This window comes from Acinetobacter sp. YH12236, assembly GCF_013417645.1.
Taxonomy (GTDB): Bacteria; Pseudomonadota; Gammaproteobacteria; order Pseudomonadales; family Moraxellaceae; genus Acinetobacter.
In genome coordinates this window covers 82,402-101,818 of record NZ_VPDM01000010.1, presented here as the reverse complement: position 1 = coordinate 101,818, position 19,417 = coordinate 82,402, and the positions used below count along the sequence as shown (strand labels likewise).

Annotated in this window: 21 protein-coding genes and 1 pseudogene; 10 read left to right on the top strand and 12 right to left on the bottom strand. The window is 41.4% G+C overall.

What is annotated here, in order from left to right:
* A pseudogene (locus FTV14_RS06500) lies at positions 1-131 on the bottom strand (IS5/IS1182 family transposase); the annotation flags it as partial.
* Positions 132-336: 205 nt separating this feature from the next.
* On the opposite strand from FTV14_RS06500, the gene FTV14_RS06495 reads away from it, so the two are divergent.
* From FTV14_RS06495 to FTV14_RS06480, 4 genes are all read left to right on the top strand, one after another.
* The gene (locus tag FTV14_RS06495) at positions 337-579 is read left to right on the top strand and encodes a hypothetical protein (RefSeq protein WP_180053577.1); all 243 of its coding nucleotides are present in this window, start codon (positions 337-339) and stop codon (positions 577-579) included.
* Between the two features lie 138 nt (positions 580-717).
* On the top strand, positions 718-1,680 hold the full coding sequence (gene sohB / locus FTV14_RS06490; protein WP_159123126.1) for a protease SohB: 963 nt from the start codon (positions 718-720) through the stop codon (positions 1,678-1,680).
* A 108-nt stretch (positions 1,681-1,788) separates the two neighbouring features.
* On the top strand, positions 1,789-2,211 hold the full coding sequence (locus FTV14_RS06485) for a hypothetical protein (protein WP_180012522.1): 423 nt from the start codon (positions 1,789-1,791) through the stop codon (positions 2,209-2,211).
* Between the two features lie 62 nt (positions 2,212-2,273).
* Positions 2,274-2,513: a hypothetical protein gene (locus FTV14_RS06480; RefSeq protein ID WP_159123128.1), complete on the top strand. Its 240-nt coding sequence runs from the start codon at positions 2,274-2,276 to the stop codon at positions 2,511-2,513.
* 59 nt (positions 2,514-2,572) lie between these two features.
* Here FTV14_RS06480 and FTV14_RS06475 read toward each other — a convergent pair whose 3' ends face one another.
* From FTV14_RS06475 to FTV14_RS06455, 5 genes are all read right to left on the bottom strand, one after another.
* Positions 2,573-3,208 carry a DUF2238 domain-containing protein gene (locus FTV14_RS06475; protein WP_125278405.1) on the bottom strand — a complete coding sequence of 212 codons (636 nt, stop codon included), beginning with the start codon at positions 3,206-3,208 and terminating at the stop codon, positions 2,573-2,575.
* A 91-nt stretch (positions 3,209-3,299) separates the two neighbouring features.
* Positions 3,300-4,688, bottom strand: coding sequence for an adenylosuccinate lyase (gene purB / locus FTV14_RS06470; RefSeq protein ID WP_004782649.1), 1,389 nt, complete (start codon positions 4,686-4,688; stop codon positions 3,300-3,302).
* 57 nt (positions 4,689-4,745) lie between these two features.
* Positions 4,746-5,477 carry a high frequency lysogenization protein HflD gene (gene hflD / locus FTV14_RS06465; RefSeq protein ID WP_004782648.1) on the bottom strand — a complete coding sequence of 244 codons (732 nt, stop codon included), beginning with the start codon at positions 5,475-5,477 and terminating at the stop codon, positions 4,746-4,748.
* Positions 5,478-5,484: 7 nt separating this feature from the next.
* Positions 5,485-6,624, bottom strand: a complete 1,140-nt coding sequence (gene mnmA / locus FTV14_RS06460; RefSeq protein WP_034703632.1) for a tRNA 2-thiouridine(34) synthase MnmA — start codon at positions 6,622-6,624, stop codon at positions 5,485-5,487.
* 4 nt (positions 6,625-6,628) lie between these two features.
* Complete coding sequence (locus FTV14_RS06455) at positions 6,629-7,114, bottom strand: NUDIX hydrolase (RefSeq protein WP_180012299.1); 486 nt, start codon at positions 7,112-7,114, stop codon at positions 6,629-6,631.
* A gap of 271 nt (positions 7,115-7,385) precedes the next feature.
* On the opposite strand from FTV14_RS06455, the gene FTV14_RS06450 reads away from it, so the two are divergent.
* Positions 7,386-9,320, top strand: coding sequence for an acyltransferase family protein (locus FTV14_RS06450; RefSeq protein WP_180053576.1), 1,935 nt, complete (start codon positions 7,386-7,388; stop codon positions 9,318-9,320).
* Between the two features lie 66 nt (positions 9,321-9,386).
* Here FTV14_RS06450 and FTV14_RS06445 read toward each other — a convergent pair whose 3' ends face one another.
* Positions 9,387-10,970: an ATP-binding cassette domain-containing protein gene (locus tag FTV14_RS06445; RefSeq protein WP_180053575.1), complete on the bottom strand. Its 1,584-nt coding sequence runs from the start codon at positions 10,968-10,970 to the stop codon at positions 9,387-9,389.
* 360 nt (positions 10,971-11,330) lie between these two features.
* Between FTV14_RS06445 and FTV14_RS06440 the strand changes: the two genes are divergently transcribed.
* On the top strand, positions 11,331-11,846 hold the full coding sequence (locus FTV14_RS06440; protein WP_180003449.1) for a DUF1543 domain-containing protein: 516 nt from the start codon (positions 11,331-11,333) through the stop codon (positions 11,844-11,846).
* 39 nt (positions 11,847-11,885) lie between these two features.
* Here FTV14_RS06440 and FTV14_RS06435 read toward each other — a convergent pair whose 3' ends face one another.
* The 4 genes from FTV14_RS06435 to FTV14_RS06420 form a co-directional block, all read right to left on the bottom strand.
* Positions 11,886-12,416, bottom strand: coding sequence for a gamma carbonic anhydrase family protein (locus tag FTV14_RS06435; protein WP_180015331.1), 531 nt, complete (start codon positions 12,414-12,416; stop codon positions 11,886-11,888).
* Positions 12,417-12,519: 103 nt separating this feature from the next.
* Positions 12,520-13,668 carry a D-alanyl-D-alanine carboxypeptidase PBP5/6 gene (gene dacC, locus FTV14_RS06430; protein WP_004782636.1) on the bottom strand — a complete coding sequence of 383 codons (1,149 nt, stop codon included), beginning with the start codon at positions 13,666-13,668 and terminating at the stop codon, positions 12,520-12,522.
* 128 nt (positions 13,669-13,796) lie between these two features.
* The gene (locus FTV14_RS06425) at positions 13,797-14,177 is read right to left on the bottom strand and encodes an MCR_0457 family protein (RefSeq protein ID WP_004782633.1); all 381 of its coding nucleotides are present in this window, start codon (positions 14,175-14,177) and stop codon (positions 13,797-13,799) included.
* Between the two features lie 159 nt (positions 14,178-14,336).
* Positions 14,337-14,708 (bottom strand): MCR_0457 family protein, encoded by a 372-nt coding sequence (locus FTV14_RS06420; RefSeq protein WP_004782632.1) that lies wholly within the window; start codon positions 14,706-14,708, stop codon positions 14,337-14,339.
* 108 nt (positions 14,709-14,816) lie between these two features.
* Here FTV14_RS06420 and surE point away from each other — a divergent pair, with 108 nt between their 5' ends.
* From surE to FTV14_RS06405, 3 genes are all read left to right on the top strand, one after another.
* The gene (surE, locus tag FTV14_RS06415; RefSeq protein ID WP_125278414.1) at positions 14,817-15,593 is read left to right on the top strand and encodes a 5'/3'-nucleotidase SurE; all 777 of its coding nucleotides are present in this window, start codon (positions 14,817-14,819) and stop codon (positions 15,591-15,593) included.
* Between the two features lie 107 nt (positions 15,594-15,700).
* Positions 15,701-16,540: a peptidoglycan DD-metalloendopeptidase family protein gene (locus FTV14_RS06410; RefSeq protein WP_180053574.1), complete on the top strand. Its 840-nt coding sequence runs from the start codon at positions 15,701-15,703 to the stop codon at positions 16,538-16,540.
* Positions 16,541-16,631: 91 nt separating this feature from the next.
* Positions 16,632-17,561: a LysR family transcriptional regulator gene (locus tag FTV14_RS06405; protein ID WP_034702058.1), complete on the top strand. Its 930-nt coding sequence runs from the start codon at positions 16,632-16,634 to the stop codon at positions 17,559-17,561.
* A gap of 57 nt (positions 17,562-17,618) precedes the next feature.
* Here FTV14_RS06405 and FTV14_RS06400 read toward each other — a convergent pair whose 3' ends face one another.
* Positions 17,619-18,830, bottom strand: a complete 1,212-nt coding sequence (locus FTV14_RS06400; RefSeq protein ID WP_034702061.1) for an aspartate aminotransferase family protein — start codon at positions 18,828-18,830, stop codon at positions 17,619-17,621.
* A 160-nt stretch (positions 18,831-18,990) separates the two neighbouring features.
* Here FTV14_RS06400 and grxD point away from each other — a divergent pair, with 160 nt between their 5' ends.
* Positions 18,991-19,332 carry a Grx4 family monothiol glutaredoxin gene (grxD, locus tag FTV14_RS06395; RefSeq protein WP_034702064.1) on the top strand — a complete coding sequence of 114 codons (342 nt, stop codon included), beginning with the start codon at positions 18,991-18,993 and terminating at the stop codon, positions 19,330-19,332.
* The last annotated feature ends 85 nt before the right edge of the window (positions 19,333-19,417 follow it).

The following is a 19,417-nucleotide window of genomic DNA, read 5'->3' as shown; positions in this document are numbered from 1 at the left end:
CAACCTGTCCTAATTCTATAGAGAATAGCTTCAATAAAATTGCGTAAATTTGAGTTGTGGTGAATGGATAAATTACGCAGAATAACTTTCAACTTTTGCCAGTGTTGATCTGTCAGCATGGTACGAGGCATAGCGAATAGTAAAATTGGGTTTGGCGATTTGATTTTACTACTTCGCTATTTTTTTAAGCTAAAAGTGTCAACACACCCCAATTGAATCAGTGAAATGTGGAAAAATAAACCGAATCCTATTGTGCCCTAAATTCTTATAGAATATGCCGTCTTTGACATGGCAGAGCTGTCAAAAGATAGATGTTAAGAAAAGGTTGCATCCGCTATGGAAACACTCAAAAAGATGTCAGTTTTTCTGATGCTGCTGATCGCATTAAGTTTAGGCATGGGTGGTTTGTGGCATCAATTACAAGGCGGCAGTATGTTTTATACACTGATTGGATTGCTGTATGGACTCAGTTTGAATTTCTATTTCAAAAAGCAGGAAAAAGCCTTATATGCGAATTCTGCTGTATTGCTGGGTGTTATTCTCTGGGCAGGTTATCAACATGGCATTAATTTTCTATAGTACAAATTATTTTTGCTCTACTAAAGCCCCATGGATACTGCTCTGTTTCAGCAATTAAACAACAATATTCTATTGAAAAAAAATCATTTGACCTTATCTTAAATTGAAACCTATATAAATAATTGAGACCCGATTTTTATGTTATTTCATACCCCCAAATTACCCGCTGAAATCCGTATTAGTCACTTGAATGCGCGCATTAACGAGCAACGAAAAAAAATAGCGCAAACAACTTCATCTAAACTGGAACTTTTGCAATTGAGCCAGCAATTGTCAAAAGAAGCGCGTGCGCGTAAGAAAACTAACCAGAAAATCTATGTACTCGATTTTAAAGGCGATATGGCTGCGTCTGCGGTAGAAAGCCTGCGTGAAGAAATTACCCTGATTCTATCTACAGCGAAAGCTGGTCGTGACCGTATCATTGTACGTTTAGAAAGTCCGGGTGGTATGGTGCATGGTTATGGTCTTGCAGCTGCGCAGCTGGTGCGCTTACGTGAAGCGGGTTTTCATGTGACCATCTGTGTTGATAAGGTTGCAGCCAGTGGCGGTTATATGATGGCGTGTATTGCAAATGAAGTGATTTCTGCGCCGTTTGCGATTGTGGGTTCAATTGGGGTAGTGGCACAGGTGCCAAACTTTAACCGTCTGCTGAAAGAAAACAAGATCGATTTTGAACTTTATACTGCGGGTCAATACAAACGTACGGTGACCATGTTTGGTGAAAATACCGAAGAGGGCAAAGCCAAGTTTGAAGAAGAATTGCAACAGACACATGCCTTGTTTAAACACTTCGTGGAAAAATATCGTCCACAGTTAAATGTTGAAAAAGTGGCAACGGGTGAACACTGGTATGGTCAGGATGCCCTAGACCTGAATCTGGTGGATAAACTGCAAACTTCCGATGAATATCTGCTAGGCCTATTACCACAACATGATGTGTATTTAATCCAGACCCGTAAAAAACCAACGCTGGGCGAAAAACTAGGTTTGCAAGCAGCACAAATTGCAGATTCTTTTATCCCTGCGGTGATGAATAAAGTGGTAGATACGCTAACCAAAGCCAATTCAAATCTGGTTCAGATGCGCGATCCTAAACTTTAATTCATTATTCAGTTATGAATCTAAGAGCTCACTTCGGTGGGCTTTTTTATGATCTAAAATCAAACAATTGTGCTATAAATAACTGACTTATAGTGGTTTCTCATTTATATGCTCACGTTTCTTTTACTATTCGGCTTCTTCAGTATCATTTTTATTCCGATGCTATGTATGTTCTATTCTGAAGCGAAATTAACCACTGACGAATCGAAGAAAATTTTATTTTGGCTCAGCTTTCTTCCGGGCACTTCAATCTTTTTACTTTACGCATTTTTAAAGCCAGATGCTCCACCTGTTATTCCTTCGCAGGACTGTGGCGTGATTCAATTTTACCAATTCAATGCTCGTCGTGGTGGTTACTTTGAGCGTGTCAGCATCCGCTTTGATGGTGCTCAATATAATCGTCATCTATTTTTTGATAAGCATCTAAAGAAAATTCCTCAAGGTCAAAAAGCCTGCTTTGAATATTTAGATAAGTTCAAATATCCGCATTTGGCAGAATCTAAGCTGGTTAAATGGATTGAACCTTCATAAATATCAGGCATGGTTACTGCTCATCAGCTAAAATGAAGCATATTTCCATTAAGAGCAGAAAGATGACCGTGGCTGAAGCATTTTTAGCAATCCAAAATTGTTATTTTAACTATGAATTTGAGGAACTGAATTTAGCGGATGACTTCCCAGAAGAGTTGCCTGTTTCTCTACGTGGAATTATGTACAGACATGAGATTCAATATCCCGATGCCACCTATTATATTTATTACAGCGAGATATTGACGGGTAATGAATTGCAAAAAATGAAAGATGATTGGCAGCGATATTGCCCACTTCCATAATTTAAAATAAGAAAATATAAAATCTAAGTCTTTAATTCCAGCAAATAAAAAAGCTCACTTTAGTGGGCTTTTTTATTTGCTGGAATTAACATCAATCCACCAGTAAACATCGCCCCAACTGTCGCTAATAATATATCTTTATGGGCATCCCACATATCACCTTGCTGGCCGTTATAACTTTCCGCCTGTTCAGGTGATAAGCCAATGGCGATCAGCCATTCAATCCATTCATAAATCAGACTGGTTGCCATCACAAATTGAATGACTAAAAGAAAAATGGTGAATGGTTTTTGCTGGGGTAACCAGACCTGAAATAGTCGATAAAAAACAGGATAGAGCAACAGGCCAAAAACCAGATGCACAAAACGGTCAAACATGTTGCGAGACCAGCCTATGAGAGCATTTAGGTCAAAGCCAAACAGTGTCTGAATCCAGTCATTATAAGGCACATAAGAATATAGATAATGTGCTGCAACGATATGGATGAATAAAAACAGAATATACAGATTAAAACTAAGAAAACTGAGTCCGATTTTATACAGGCAGAAAATCAGCATACCGATCATAAATAGGGTACCGGTCTGATGCAGTAAATAGGATTGCATTTCCAGAGGCTGAATGCTGGCAACAATGATCGCAGCCACCAAAACCCCCAGGCTGATCAAATGTTTGCCGCTCAATCGATGATCTATCATCTTGTTATCTGTCGTTTTGTTTTAAAGTTGAAAATAATTATAAATAAAAAAAGCGAAGCCGGAGCCTCGCTTTTGGTCTTAATTATCTAAATTAGATTTTAGAAATTAAGTCTTTAATTTGTTTTGCCTGGTCAGCAGCATTACCTGTATAAGTTGCAGGGGTCATTTCAGCCAGACGTGCACGGTCTGCAGCAGGAACTGCTTCAAGCTCATTACCATTCACGAAGCTCACCATCATGTCACGAGTCATCGCTTGACCACGAGTCAGTGCTTTCAGTTTTTCGTATGGTTTTTCAACGTTATAACGACGCATTACTGTTTGGATTGGTTCAGCCAGAACTTCTTGTGCGTGGTCAAGATCTTCAAGAATACGAGCAGCATTTAGTTCAAGTTTACCGATACCTTTTAAGCATGCCTCAAACGCGATCAAGCTTTGTGCAAAACCAACACCCATGTTACGAAGCACAGTAGAGTCAGTTAAGTCACGCTGCCAGCGAGATACAGGCAGTTTTTCGCCCAGGTGAGCCAATACGGCATTTGCAATACCCAGGTTACCTTCAGAGTTTTCAAAGTCGATTGGGTTCACTTTATGCGGCATGGTAGAAGAACCCACTTCGCCTTCTTTCAGTTTTTGTTTGAAGAAGCCAAGAGAGATATAACCCCAAACGTCACGGTTAAAGTCGATCAGGATGGTATTGAAACGACGCAGTGCATCAAACAGTTCCGCCATATAGTCGTGCGGTTCGATCTGAGTGGTGTACGGGTTGAAAGTCAGACCTAAAGATTCAACAAATGCTTGTGAATGAGCAGGCCAGTTGATTTCTGGGTAAGCAGAGTAGTGCGCATTGTAGTTACCTACAGCACCGTTAATTTTGCCTAGAAGTTCAACTTGTTTGAACTGTTTGATTTGACGAGCCAGACGGTAAGCCACGTTCGCCATTTCTTTACCCAAAGTGGTTGGGCTGGCAGTTTGACCGTGGGTACGAGATAGCATTGGCTGTTCAGCATGAGTCTCAGCCAAAGCCACGATTGAATCGATAATTTGTTGCATAGACGCGATTAAAACATCACGGCCATTTTTCAGCATTAACGCATGAGACAGGTTATTGATGTCTTCAGAGGTACATGCAAAGTGAATGAATTCACCCGCATTTTTCAGCTCTTCAATCCCTGCAATTTTTTCTTTCAGGAAATACTCAACCGCTTTCACGTCATGGTTTGTAGTACGTTCGATCTCTTTAATGCGGTTGGCATCTTCTTCAGAGAAGTTGGCAACAATCGCATCAAGTGCAGCATTGGTTTCAGATGAGAAAGCTGGCACTTCAGTGATTTCAGGACGGTTGGCAAGCGCTTGTAACCAACGCACTTCAACAGTCACACGAGCATGGATCAGACCAAACTCAGAAAGAAAAGGGCGCAGCGCATCACATTTGCTAGCGTAGCGTCCATCTAATGGAGAAAGTGCAGTTAAAGCGTTCATATCGATTCCCTAGATTTTGGAATTAAACGAAAAACGGTGCGCGTACAACAACATGGTTTAAATCACCTGAAACTGTAAGCGCGCGAGATTTTGGATATCCTGTAGCAGCTTGCGCTTGCCAAAAATCATGCCCCATGAACTGCCGCCAAGCTGACGCCATAAGTGCGCCATCTGCAGTCCAGTAAATAAGGAAGCACGGATGCGGTTGGTATGACCGGAATCTTTAAAGGCTTCAGCATTGCCACGCACCATGATCCGCGGATTGATCTGTCCGGCGGTATCGACATAGGTTTGAGCGAGATTGGCAATGATGCTGGGGTGCATGTAATTGTTATCGAAGAAGGAGAGCTGTCTGAGGATTTTTTGCTGGGATTGTTCGATGATTTCAACAAACTTGGGATTACTATAGACCTTCTTTTCTAACTGAAGAAGTGCCATGGCATAGGACATTGGAAGCTTGGTCGATGAAAGTTTTGGAAGTCGGGATTTTGGGGAAGTATTAAAAGGTTGGGTAATGCTGCTTTCCAAGGTTTTTAAACCGAGGGAAATATCGGCCAGCTGATTAAAGAAGTCTAAGGTCTGGGCATTTAACTTGCCACTTGGACGGATATTTAAACTGGCTTTAATCAACTGTTCAAAATAGAAATTACCGCTTTCACCAATGCTTTGCTGTCCCGTCAATGCAGTCATATGCGTCAGCTGGGTGGCCTGAAAAACCCCCGCCAGCGCCAACGCACGATTTTGACGAACATTCAACGTTGTGGCTTGTTGAAACGGTAACTCCGTCATGCCGAAATCATCCTTTAATAAAATCAGGTTTAGGCGCATTGGTATGATGAATCACGCCACCACCTAAACAAACTTCACCTGAGTAGAATACAACGCTTTGACCCGGGGTCACAGCACGTTGCGACTCATCAAATTCAACACGAACACCATTTGGTGTTTCTGGATCCTTGAAAATAGTACACGCTTGGTCAGGCTGACGGTAGCGGGTTTTTGCCGTACAGCGGAAACCTGATTCAGGAATATCCTGTTCACCGGCTACCCAGTCAATCGCTTCAGACCACAATATGGTACTTTGCATCAGTGGATGTTCATGACCTTGACCGACCACCAGACGGTTACCTTCGATATCTTTATGCAGCACAAACCAGGCACCTTCTTCCGCGCCTTTCATACCGCCAATACCGATCCCGCCGCGTTGACCGAGCGTATAGTACATTAAGCCGTGATGATCACCAACCTCTTTGCCATCTTCCAGCACGATTTTTCCAGGTTGAGCCGGTAAATATTGCTTTAAGAAGTCATTGAAGCGACGTTCCCCAATAAAACAGATACCCGTAGAATCTTTTTTCTTGGCTGTTGCCAGACCTAATTCTTCTGCAATTTTACGTACTTGTGGTTTTTCAATTTCACCGACAGGGAACAGGGTCTTATTAATTTCACGACCATGAACCGCATGCAGGAAGTAAGTCTGGTCTTTATTATTGTCATAACCACGCAGTAATTGAGCATATTGCTCACCACGTGAATTGGTCATGGTCTCGCCGCGACGACAGTAGTGACCGGTGGCAATAAAGTCGGCGCCGAGATTGATCGCATGATCCAGGAAGGCACGGAATTTAATTTCTTTATTACACAAAATATCCGGGTTTGGCGTACGGCCAGCAGCATATTCAGCCAGGAAATGCTCGAACACGCGATCCCAGTATTCCATCGCGAAGTTGGCAGTATGCAGTTTAATCCCGATCTTGTCGCAAACGGCTTGTGCATCGGCAAGATCTTCCATTGCCGTACAGTATTCTGTGCCGTCATCTTCTTCCCAGTTTTTCATGAAAAGACCTTCAACCTGATAACCCTGTTGAAGGAGGAGAGCTGCAGACACAGATGAATCTACACCACCAGACATACCGACGATGACACGTTGTTGCATAGGATTAGGCATCCAAATTTGAAATTAAGGGAGAATTTTGGTGCTCGTAAATGAGCGATAAAGGATAGTGTTTGCCAGCTTGGGCATCCTGCACGGCTTTAATCACCAATGGGCTGCGAGCACGTGCGGTTTCAACCAGTTCATCCAGCGTCATCCAGACTGCACCGACAATACCGGTATCCAGTTCAGCATTTTCATCATGGCTGATGGCTTCTGCTCTCAAACAGAAACGGAAATAGGTACGATCCGGGAACATCGGTGGGGTATAGGTATAGATGCCGATCAGATCAGTGACATTAACCTGATAGCCGGTTTCTTCCATGGTTTCACGAATAGCTGCTTCGACAATGGTTTCACCTGCCTCCACATGGCCTGCTGGCTGATTGAATACGGTATGGGTGACACCTTCAGTATGTTCTTCAACGAACAGGAATTTTCCATTTTTTTCGACGACAGTTGCAACAGTGACGTGAGCAGTCCAAGCGGTCATAAAGGAGCACCATGGAATAAAAACTGTATTCTACAAAATTTAGGCGGCGGTGGCTATGTCGATACTCGGGATTTTAATTTAGATGATTAACAATAAAGGTATTTGGCGAAAAAGAAAGCGTAGAATATAATGAGTACATAAAATACTAAAACAGTAATATTTGCATTCTACGCTTTAATATAAGAATTTGATTTAAAATAAAATTTAATAAAAATTAGCAGTATTTCATAACAATTAAAATAAATAACAGGCTTTATAGGACAGGATTCCAATGAAATTCAGAACAGACATTAATGGCCTCAGAGCAATTGCCGTGATTGCAGTCATGCTATTTCATTTTAATGCGGCCTGGATGCCTGGCGGTTTTGTTGGAGTAGATGTCTTCTTTGTGATTTCAGGCTTTTTAATGACTGGAATCATATTTAAAGATTTAGAACATGAAAAATTTTCTATTCTGAAATTTTATGTGGCTCGTGCGAATCGGATTATTCCAGCTTTGGCCCTGCTATGTCTGGTATTAATGATTTTTGGCTGGTTTTATCTGACACCTTTTGATTACAAGTTATTGGGTAAGCATGCTGCGAGTAGCATGACTTTTTTATCCAATATCAGTTACTGGAAGGAATCCGGTTATTTTGAGGCAGGCACTCACGAAAAGTGGTTATTACATACCTGGTCACTTTCCGTCGAATGGCAATTCTATATGATTTATCCGCTCGTTCTCATTGCCATGCGCAAGTTCATGTCCATCCAGCCCATGAAATTTATGCTGCTGGCAGGAACAATTTTAGGATTCATCCTATCAATAATCGCTACCTATAAATGGCCAAACCCGGCTTATTTCCTGTTACCTACCAGAGCCTGGGAAATGATGATCGGGGGAATTGCTTATCTTTACCCTTTGACCTTGCAGGAAAATAAGAAAAGGTTACTGGAAGGAACGGGATTGGCACTTATACTGGGGTCTTATTTCTTCATTTCAGCAGAAGATTTGTGGCCTGGCTATCTGGCAGTTTTTCCTGTTATCGGTACCTTCCTGATGATTCAGGCACATCAAAATGACAGCGTTATTACCAATAATATTGTATTTCAAAAACTAGGAGCCTGGTCTTATTCTATTTACCTCTGGCACTGGCCTTTGGTGGTTCTGATCTATATCTACTCATTGCCTGAATATTATGTGTATGCCGGAATAGTACTTTCTATAGTGTTAGGTTTTCTGAGCTATAAGTATATTGAGCAGATTAAATTACCTTCATATCACCAGTGGAAAGATGTTTATCGTATAAAACCGCTTTATTTTTCTCTAGTGCTCATGAGCTTAGGAATTACTTTAAATATATTTAATGGTTTTAATACAGATCTGCGCCAAGGCGCAGCCTCAGAACAGGCAAAATTCTTAGAGTATTATAATGAAAAATTCAAAAATTTAAGGGATGCGTACTGGCTGAAATGTGATACTTACGTGAGCCTGACTGAGCATAATAGTTATGATCCTGATCCGGTCTGTATCACGAAACAAAAGGAAGGCGGGGTGTTCTTATGGGGAGATTCTCATGCTGAAGCACTTTCTTTAGGGCTAAGGACATTACTGAAATCCAATGATATCCCTTTTTATCAGAAAACCTCTTCCATTTGCCGGGCATCGCTAACCGAGATCAACTATCATAAAGGAGCTTATAAAGAAGCCTGTGATTATTCCAATAAACTGGCGCTAAAGAGCATCGCAGAACTTAAGCCCAAAATTGTGGTTATCACCCAAGCCTTGAAGCATGACGAAACCAATTGGGAAAACATCGGGAAAAGTTTACTTCAGCTTGGCGTATCCAATATCGTCATTGTGGGGCCAATTTCACAATGGAAACCTTCGCTTCCGAAAGTGATGGTGAAACCGAAAAACTGGAATAGTGCTGAAGATTTTATATTTGATGCCGGACTGGATCTAAGAGCAGTTCAGGTAGACGAGAAAATGAAAAAATTACAATATCCTCAGGGAATTACCTATATATCTCTTATTGACCATCTATGTAAAAAAGATGATGTTCAACAGCAATACAAATGTCGGATTCGGGCAGCTCAAGGAGAAGACCTGCTCCAGGTAGATTATGGTCACTTAAGTGAATCAGGCTCTTTATTTGTAGGGAATACCATACTGTCAAAATACTTATTAAATTTATATTCTCAGGGTGTGACTACAAAACAATAAGCTTATTTCCTGAGATTGCTCAGCCACCTGTTGAGGTGGCTTTTACGTATATAAGTTTAATCAAAATTATTCATTCATTTTGAATATTTCAGTGATCTCGCAATCACGCACAAATTGTTCATCATGTGAAACTAAAATCACAGCGCCGGCATAAGACCGAATTGCGCTTGCCAACAAAGCTTTAGACTCAATATCCAGATGATTCTCTGGCTCATCCAATAATAAAAGTTCGGGTTGAGGAGAGACCTGGCTAAGACCTAATAACGCCACTTTCAGTTTTTCACCACCACTTAACTGAGACAAAGGATAAGTACCTTTATCACCACGAATTCTGAGTTGGCCCAACAGATTACGCCATTCCACTTCCGGAATATCAGGATTCATCTGTCTTAAATTTTCAATCGCACTTAGTGCCTCATTGAGAAAACTAAAATTTTGATCCAGATAAAAACAGCTTCGTGCCAGAAAGATTTGATCTAGAGGTTGCTGCTTTTGTTGGGCGATCAGTTTCAGCAAAGTGGATTTACCAATTCCGTTTCGGCCTACAATATGAATTTTTTCAGCTGCACTTAAAGCAAGATTCACAGGCTGTGGAGTACCAAAAGGAAGCTTTAACTCTTTAACCCGCAGAATTTCACCAGACTGTGGTTTAAAATCTGGAAATTGAAATAACTGAGGTTTTATCTTTTCAAGTTGCTGCTTTTGAACTTTTAACTCAGAGTGTTCATTCAAAATTTGCCGTTGGTGCTGTGCCTGAACTTTACCTATACTTTGACCAGCTTGTTCCTTTTTAAAGTCTAAAAGCACTTTGGCTTGGGAATTCGAATCACGTAATTTGTTTCCGGCACGTTCCCGCTTTTGTGCTTTCATTAAAACGTCATGCTGCTTGTGCTTCATCTGTTTAATATCACGCTGACTCTGCTGAATTGACTGTTCGAGTGAAGTGACATTTTTCTGATACTGTTCAAAAAACTCCGCATAGTTTCCTGTAGAGTGCTGTAATCCATGCTCATTTAAATAATAAATATGATCAACCTGATCTAGCAAAGTCCGGTCATGACTAATGATCATCACACCAGCAGGATGTAACTTTAAATGCTCTATTAACCATGTTCGTGCTTCACGATCCAGATGGTTGCTCGGCTCATCCAGCAATAAATAATATTCAGGCTTTAAGAACAAGCTACATAAAGCAAGTTTGGTCTTTTTGCCCTCACTCAAATATTGTACGGGAAAGTCCAGATCGGTGGGTAATTGTGCTGAACTCAACAGTTGCTGCCATTCATGCGGCAAATGCCAACTATCCTCAAGTAGCTCATAATCCTCGAAACTGGCTGTACCATGTTCAACATTTTTAAAAGCACGATGTAATTGACTTACTTCGAGTGCTTCAGCAATTGTGGCTGCCTTTAACCGATGCAATTGTGGTAGATAGGCATGATGCATTTGCCAGGAAACTTGACCTGAGCAATGTGGAGAAGAATGCTGAGTCTGATGCAAAAGCTGCATGAGCAAAGACTTACCTTGTCCATTACGGCCAATTAAAGCGCTGACCTGAGCTTTAGGAAGGGTAAAATTTAAATTCTGAAATATGACTTTGGAAGGGAATTCTAAAGTCAGACTGGATATTACACATGCCTGCTGAGTCATAAATAACCTCATAAATACAGGATGCACAAAATAAACAAGGGATTTTTTTCTAGAAGAAAGATCAAGCCAGACAATCTATTTTGCACATCAATCTAAAAATAATCGTTGATGAGAAAAATAGACTTACTTCATTGGCGTGACTCACTTATAAGAGAAGGGGAATTCGGACCTTATTTTAATACAAATAAGCTTGCTTAAAAATAGATCAAATTAGGATTTTTTTATCCAATATGTTGATGCTGATTTAAGTAAATTTCAGGTTTTTAAAAATATGAGATGATTGACTTGAAGTTGAACGAGTAAGTTTCATTTACACTATGCGGCTAAAGTCTCTCTATTTTGCTTTTAAAGGATTTTTTTATGTCTGAACTCAAGCTCTACATTACTTTATTGGGCGGCAAGCATGAAAAAGCCAATGTAGAAGTACATGATGTAGTTCCGGTCATTAGTTCAGATATTAAGACAGCTTTTCCATATCTGAAGGAACAATGGTTTGGTGTGCAAAAAGGCCTGCATGTCGATGGCTGGATGACGATCAATGGTGTTAGCTATCAGGATCTGAATTATCAGGTTCAGGTGACGGATATACCTGTAAAACAGGATTTAAAATTATTCCTGATCAATTTAGGTGCTTATGTGCCAGATCAGTTTGGTGAAATCCATAAATATCTGGTAGTTGCTGCTAAAAATAAGACTGAGGCTAAAGCACAAGGCAAGCTGGCCATTGAAAAAACTTGGTTTAAACCTCATACCGATGCCGTGATTGATGTGGATGATTGTTTAGAACTGAACAAGATTGACCAGAAATTTGTGCATCTGGTAGAGGGAGACTTTAAAGCCAATAGTTTTAAGAATGATTATGTGGTTATTCCTTGATTTAAATAAGGCTACGTAAAGTAGCCTTAATTTATCGATTTATTTGTAATGGCCTGAGACTTTCACATAGTTTTGTGCTGAATAAGGCAAGAAAGCTATTTCCTTTTCAGTCAGTGGACGCACTTTTTTGACTGGACTGCCTACATACAAGTATCCACTTTCTAATACCTTATTCGGTGGTACCAGTGAACCTGCTCCAATCATCACATCATCTTCAATAATCACGTCATCGAGAATAATTGTACCGATACCCACTAAAACACGATTACCGATGGTACAGCCATGTAATTTTACATGATGACCAATCGTCACATCTTCACCAATAATCAGTGGTGAACCTTCAGGTTTATCCGCCTTTTTATGACTCACATGCAACATAGAATGATCCTGTACATTCGAGTTCTTGCCAATACGAATATGATTCACATCACCACGAATTACGGCAAAAGGCCACACAGATACATTTTCACCTAAAACGACATCACCTACGACCACCGCCATCGGATCGATATAACAAGAGTCAGCGACTTGCGGGCGAGTATCCAGATAAGGGCGAATGTTTTGGCTCATGTCAGTATCATCCTGAAAGTTTATAAGCATTATAAAATAAAAAAGCACACATTCGATGAATGTGTGCTTTGGCTTTAGTAAGATCTAATATTGATAATAAATATTAGAACAGGTTACTAAAGAATTGTTTGATATGATCCAGCATGCGGGCAAAGAAACCAGCTTCTTCAACTGCTTTCAGTGCAACAAGTGGTTTCTCAGCAATCACTTTGCCGTTTAAAGTCGCCACATATTTACCTACGACTTGACCTGGTTGTAAAGGCGCAGTCAGTTTAGGCTGAACGACCAATTGAGTCTTGATGGCATTGGCCTGACCTTTAGGCATAGTCACGTTAAAGTTTTCTGCAAGTCCGATCTGAACTTCATTTTCCTTACCAAACCAGACTTTAGACTTGGCTAGAACCTGTTTAGCGGGTTGAACATTTTTGGTTTCAAAGTTCGCATAACCCCAAGCCAGAAGTTCACGTGTTTGTGATGCACGTTCATTCATGGTTGGTGCACCAAAAATCACTGAAATCAGACGAGTCGGACCGCGTTTTGAAGAGGTCGTTAAGCAGTAACCGGCTTCATCAGTATGACCAGTTTTCAAACCATCTACACTTGGATCAGTATAGAGCAGGGCATTACGGTTGCCTTGCTTAATCCCGTTAAAAGTAAACTCTTTTTCAGAGTAGATTGGATAGTATTTTGAACTGTCTTTGATGATGTGCTGAGCCAAAGTTGCCATATCTTTCGCAGTCGAATAATGGCCTTCAGCTGGCATACCAGTCGAGTTGATGAAGCTGGTATTGGTCATGCCAATCCGTTTCGCTTCCTGGTTCATCATATGTGCAAAGGTACCCTCGTTCCCTGCAATATGTTCAGCCATCGCCTTAGATGCATCGTTACCGGACTGGATAATAATCCCGCGCAACATTTCTAGTGCAGTCGCCGTACCATTTAAAGGTACATACATACATGATTCTGCACTGCTACCACGGCACCATGCAGATTCATTCATGCGAACCTGTTCATCTTCAGTCAGCTCACCACTTAATAACTTCTGCTCGATGATGTAACTGGTCATCATCTTGGTCATTGAAGCAGGGGCTAATTTTTCATTTTCATTTTTTGATGCGAGAATTTGCCCTGTCTCGTAGTCCATTAGCACATAAGATTTATTATTCAATTCTGGTGGTGCAGATAAGACAGTTGCTGCAAAGCTAAAACTAGGAATTAATAATAATGCAGCAAGGGCAGTTTTTTGGGTCATTTCTAGTGGGTTCCAATATCTTGATGTAAGCACGAAGAGCCTAGCATTTTAGGACAAAGCTAGGCTGACTTCTATGGGAAACCCGGGGTTATTTCAAAAGTATTGTAAGCAATCACGCAAAAAGTGGATTATTTACTGTAGCTCACCAACTCATTGCAAATGGCCTGATTCTTTTTCTTGCCAGCCTTTTTGGCATCACTCTGTGCTTCGGCCAGAATGTTACGGAAATCTGACTGTTTTACCATCTGGTTCAGGCGCTCAACCGGATTTTTTTGGCCGGGCAAATATTCAGTCACCAGCTGGTTATACCCCTGATTGAATTTTGCTTTGTCTTTGACCATGCTTGGGCAAATTTCAGAAAGGACATAAATTGCAGCTAATTCTTGCTTGGTGATTTCCTGACTCGGGGTGACTTCAATATTTTCATTTGCTGCATAAACCGAGCTTCCCCAAAGTGTCATACCAGCAACAACAGATAAACTTAAACTTTTAATTAATGTATGTTTCATCAAAAAACTCAAAAATTACATGTAGAACAATAATTTGTTAGCTTAAAGATATTTTCAAAATTGAAAAGAGGGGAAATGTAGTGAAGCTGTAGAATTATGAAGAAATGTGTAAGAGAAAAAAGACGATGCTGGCATCGTCTCATTTCAGTGAGAAAGACCTTATTCCTGATAGGCTAAAACGTCTTCACACGCTGTTTTTTGTTCGTCTTTTGCAGTCTGTTTTGCACCTTGACGTGCTTCTTCAAGCACAGTCTTGTATTCACTGTCTGCCTGAAGTTTTTGATAGGTCATCGATTTGTCTGAGTATTCTTTTAGATAAGATTGAATCAGCTGCTGAATCGTTGTATCGAATTTTGCATTCTGACCAATAATGCCCGGGCATACTTCAATCATTACCTGTGCAGATGCGACATCTTCTTTCACGATCATGTCATTTTCTTCAGCTGTCAAATCATTGGCAATAACTGCAGGAGAAACAAAAGTTGCCAAACTTAAAGCCAAAGTACCCCAAAGAGAGAATTTTTTCATCATCTTAAGCCATATGTATTAATGGATATCGTGCTACAAATATATATAATTCCTGAACTAATACAATGAAATGTCCTAGCGAGTCATTTTTTAGCTCAACGAGATTTTGCAGTGAATATATTAATTTCCAATGATGATGGCGTTTTTGCACCAGGTATACAGGCACTGGCGCAGGCCTTGAGGCCTTTAGGACGTGTTGTGGTGGTAGCTCCAGAAAGTGAACGTAGCGGATTTTCCAGTGCACTGACTTTAGACCGACCATTAAGACCGATCCAGATTTCTCCCGATGTATGGGCGGTTAATGGCACGCCGGCTGACTGTGTCTATCTGGCCATGAACGGCTTATTTGATGTTGAATTCGATCTGGTGGTCAGCGGCATTAACAGTGGTGCCAATCTGGGAGATGATGTGCTGTACTCGGGTACGGTGGGGGCTGCATTTGAAGGCCGTCTGGCCAAACAACCTGCATTAGCAGTTTCTCTATGTGGGCAAAACGTTCGATCTTATACCTTACCAGAAGATTATCGCATTGCAGCGCAATGGGTACATGATTTTATTGCGGCAGGTTTGCCGACTTTGCCTGAGCGTCATATTTTTAATGTGAATATTCCTGATGTGGCTGAGCTGAAAGGAACTAAAGTGACCTTTCAGGGACGCCGTAGCCAGTCCAAGCCGATTACCAGTCATGTAGATCCACGTGGTCGTCAGGTTTACTGGATTGGGCTATCGGGTGAAGCAGTCGCGATGCCAAAACATAAAGGAACTGAAATCGAGTCAGACTTTTTTGCAATTGCCAATGGCTATGTAAGCGTGACGCCAATTCAGATGGATGCCACAAACTATGACACACTTCACACTTTGCAAGCCCAGATTCTAAATAAAATCTAATGAATGTTATAAGTTTGTGAAAAATGAAAGCTTACAAGTATATTGTAGTAAAACTTTGCTAATCTTACTGGGTTTTTGCAACCGTATAGATGTTAGAGAGGAAGATAATGTCCTTGGTGTCACCGAAATACTTCATTCATGCTTCACCATCCAGCTTCATCAAAACTCTGGTTTTGTCCACTGTGGTTGTTTCCACAATGATTATTACTGGTTGTGCCACTAAACCTCAGGTCAATAATATGACGCGCTATGCCGCAGCGCCTGACTTCTATACGGTACGCTCTGGGGATACTTTGAGTGGCATTGCAGCACGTTATGGTCTGAGCTATATCAGTGTGGCAGAGATGAATGATATTGCTCCGCCGTATCGTATTTATGTGGGTCAGTCGATTCGCCTGAAAAATAACACTACTGCGCGCCGTACTACAGCGACTCAACCTGTTACCCAAGCTGCCCCGATTCGGCGTCAAACGATTGCGATTTCAGCGCCAACCACTCCAGCTCCAACGACTGTTAAGACTACGCCAAAACCTGCCACCACTACTTCTGCACCGATTACCCCAGTATCGACAGCAGCGGGATTACGTTGGGTCAAGCCATCAAATGGTCCAGTATTACAAAACTATGATCTGGCTGCAAATATCAAAGGTACCCGTTATGGCGGTAATGTCGGAGATCCGGTCTTTGCTGCAGCAGATGGGCAGGTGGTATATGCAGCAGATGGCCTGAAGGAATATGGTAATCTGGTATTAGTTAAACATATTAATGGCTATATCACCGCTTATGCGCATAACAGTAAATTAAGCGTGAAAAGTGGCCAAAATGTAACGGCTGGTCAAAAAATTGCCGAGATGGGGGCGACTGGTACAACCCGTACTATGCTTGAGTTTCAGGTTCGCTTAGACGGAAAACCGATTAATCCAACAGCAGTTTTACCAAATAATTAAATAAATAATGCAAAACGTAAATTTCACCGTATAATACAATGAGTTGCTTTTATCAAAAGATGAAGCATCTCATAAGTTTAGAGGGGAATTTATGTTAGATCAACTTCGAGCAATGGGTGTCTTTGCTTGTGTTGTGGAAAAGAACTCGTTTAGCGGTGCTGCACGTGAGCTAGGGATTACAACCAGCGCCGTGAGTCAACAAATTCGCTCTTTAGAACAGGATATGGAAGTTGTACTTCTAAATCGTTCTACGAGAAAATTAAGTCTGACCGAAGCGGGACAAGCTTTTTTTCACAGCTGCCAGGAAATGTTGTCTGCTGCTGAGCGTGGAAAGGTTCGCATTAACGAGTTACGTGATGATCTTGTTGGTGAACTTCGTATTGTATCCTTACCGGAAGTATGTGCGAATCATGTGATTCCTGCACTTTCTCACTGGATGTCCGCACACCGTGGCCTGACAGTCCACCTGGAAACAAACAATCATGAGGTTGATTTGTTGGAAGGGCGTATTGATATTGCCCTGCGATTTGACCAGAACGATGATGATCACAACCTTCAGGTTGTGCCATTAATGCAGATTGAACAGATTCTTGTTGCTGCGCCAAGCTATATTAACCAGACCGCCATTATCTCGCGTCCTGAAGACCTGAAACATCATGATGTTTTGCCTTTAACGCATATTAAAAATCATCAGAATTTCAGTTTTCAGCATGTGCATAGTGCAGAAAAGGTTGAATTTGAACTGAGCTCACGCTTTAGTACCAATAACAGCCTGGTTGCAAAAGCCATGTGCCTGCAAGGCAATGGGGTTGCTAAGATTTTATATCTTGATGTTAAAAAAGATTTATTAAATGGTTCACTGATTGAAGTCTTGCCTGAATGGAAACTTCCGCCAGTCACCCTTTATGCAGTTATGCCTAATCGAGAACAGCAACCGACTAAAGTCCTGCGCTGTCTGGAGGCATTGAAACAATATTTTAGCCAGATCTCTGGTGGACGTTTGTTACAAGTCGCATCATAAATTCCCTATAAACAAAAAAGCCGCTTTAAAGCGGCTTTTTTGTTGTTCAAGATAGACTTAAGCAAGATAAGCCTTGATCATTTTCACTAAACGTTCGATCAGTTGATCGGCCTGTTCCTGAGTAATGTTCAGGGTAGGCAACAGACGAACGACATTACCTGCAGTCACGTTGATAATGGTTTTGTATTCATCGCGTGCAATATCCACCAGCTCACCGCAGTCTTTAGGCAACTCAATCCCGATCATCAGACCGAAACCGCGTACAGTCACTTGATGATCTGCAAGCTGGTTACGTAACTGCTCAACAATATATGCACCTTTTTCAGCGGCATTGGCCACGATATTCTCTTTTTGCATAATATCGATAATGGTATAAACCACGCGTGAACCCAATGCAGTACCGCTATAAGTCGAACCGTGGTTACCCGCAGTCAAAACACCGACACCACGACCTTGAGTCATCACGGCACCAATCGGGAAGCCATTGCCCAGACCTTTAGCTGTGGTCAGTACATCCGGCACAATATTGGTGTGCTGATAAGCAAAATATTTACCGGTACGGCCATTCCCTGTTTGTACTTCATCCAGCATCATTAACCAGTTGTGCTGATTACAGATCTGACGGATTTCTTCTAGGTAGCTAAAGCCTTGCGGTGCAGTGTTGACACCACCTTCACCCTGAATCGGTTCAACCAGAATAGCCACGATATCCGGATGGTTAATTGCAGCTTCTTCAATGGCTTCAATATCACCAAAAGGTACACGAATAAAACCTTCAACCAATGGACCAAAGCCTTGTTGAACTTTTTTGTTACCCGTTGCAGATAGGGTTGCCAGCGTACGGCCATGGAAAGATTTGTCAGCTACAATAATTTTTGGTGACGCAATACCTTGCATATGACCGAATTTACGCGCAATTTTGATAGCGCCTTCGTTCGATTCTGCACCACTGTTGGAGAAGAAAACTTCTTCCATGCCAGCGACTTCAGCCAGTTTCTGTGCAGCAGCAGTTTGCCAAGGCACTTCAAACAGGTTGCTGGTATGAATCAGGGTTGCAGCTTGTTCCGCAATTGCTTCAGCAATCACTGGATGAGCATGACCCAAACCGCAAACAGCGATCCCAGTTAAGGCATCTAAATACTCTGTACCATCTTCGGTATAAAGATATGCACCTCGTCCTCGGACAAAGCTGATCGGTTGACGACCAAAGACTGGCATCAAATGTGAAGGTTGATCAGTTTGTACCGGAGCGAGGGTAATATTGTTCATGACTAACTCTTTACTGTTAGGTGGAAAGAAAAACTTATATAAGCAAAAACTTGGTCAGATTTAAAGGGTAATTGTAAATAAAAATGGATTTATTACTTTAGACGTACTGTTTTTCTCTGTTTTGGGTATAATGCGAGACAGATTAGTTGAGGATTTATCAATGACTGAACAAGCACGCGATACCGAAGCGTTAATTCGTGACCAAATTGCCAAGCACGCAGTACTTCTTTATATGAAAGGCACACCACAATTTCCACAATGTGGTTTTTCTGCACGTGCGGTAGAAGCACTCAGTCAAATTGGTCGTCCATTTGCTTATGTTAATATTCTGGAAAACCCGGATATTCGTGCAACTCTGCCACAAATTGCGAACTGGCCGACATTCCCACAACTTTGGATCAATGGTGAATTGATCGGTGGTAGTGACATCATGCTAGAAATGTTCCAAAAAGGTGAGTTACAGCCTTTAGTAGAACAATACAGCCCAGCACCTGAAGCTTAATCTTTGGATTAAACTGATAGATGTGAAAAAGCGCTTCCGAGAGAAGCGCTTTTTTTATGGGTGAATAGTGAGGCAGGGGGCAGAA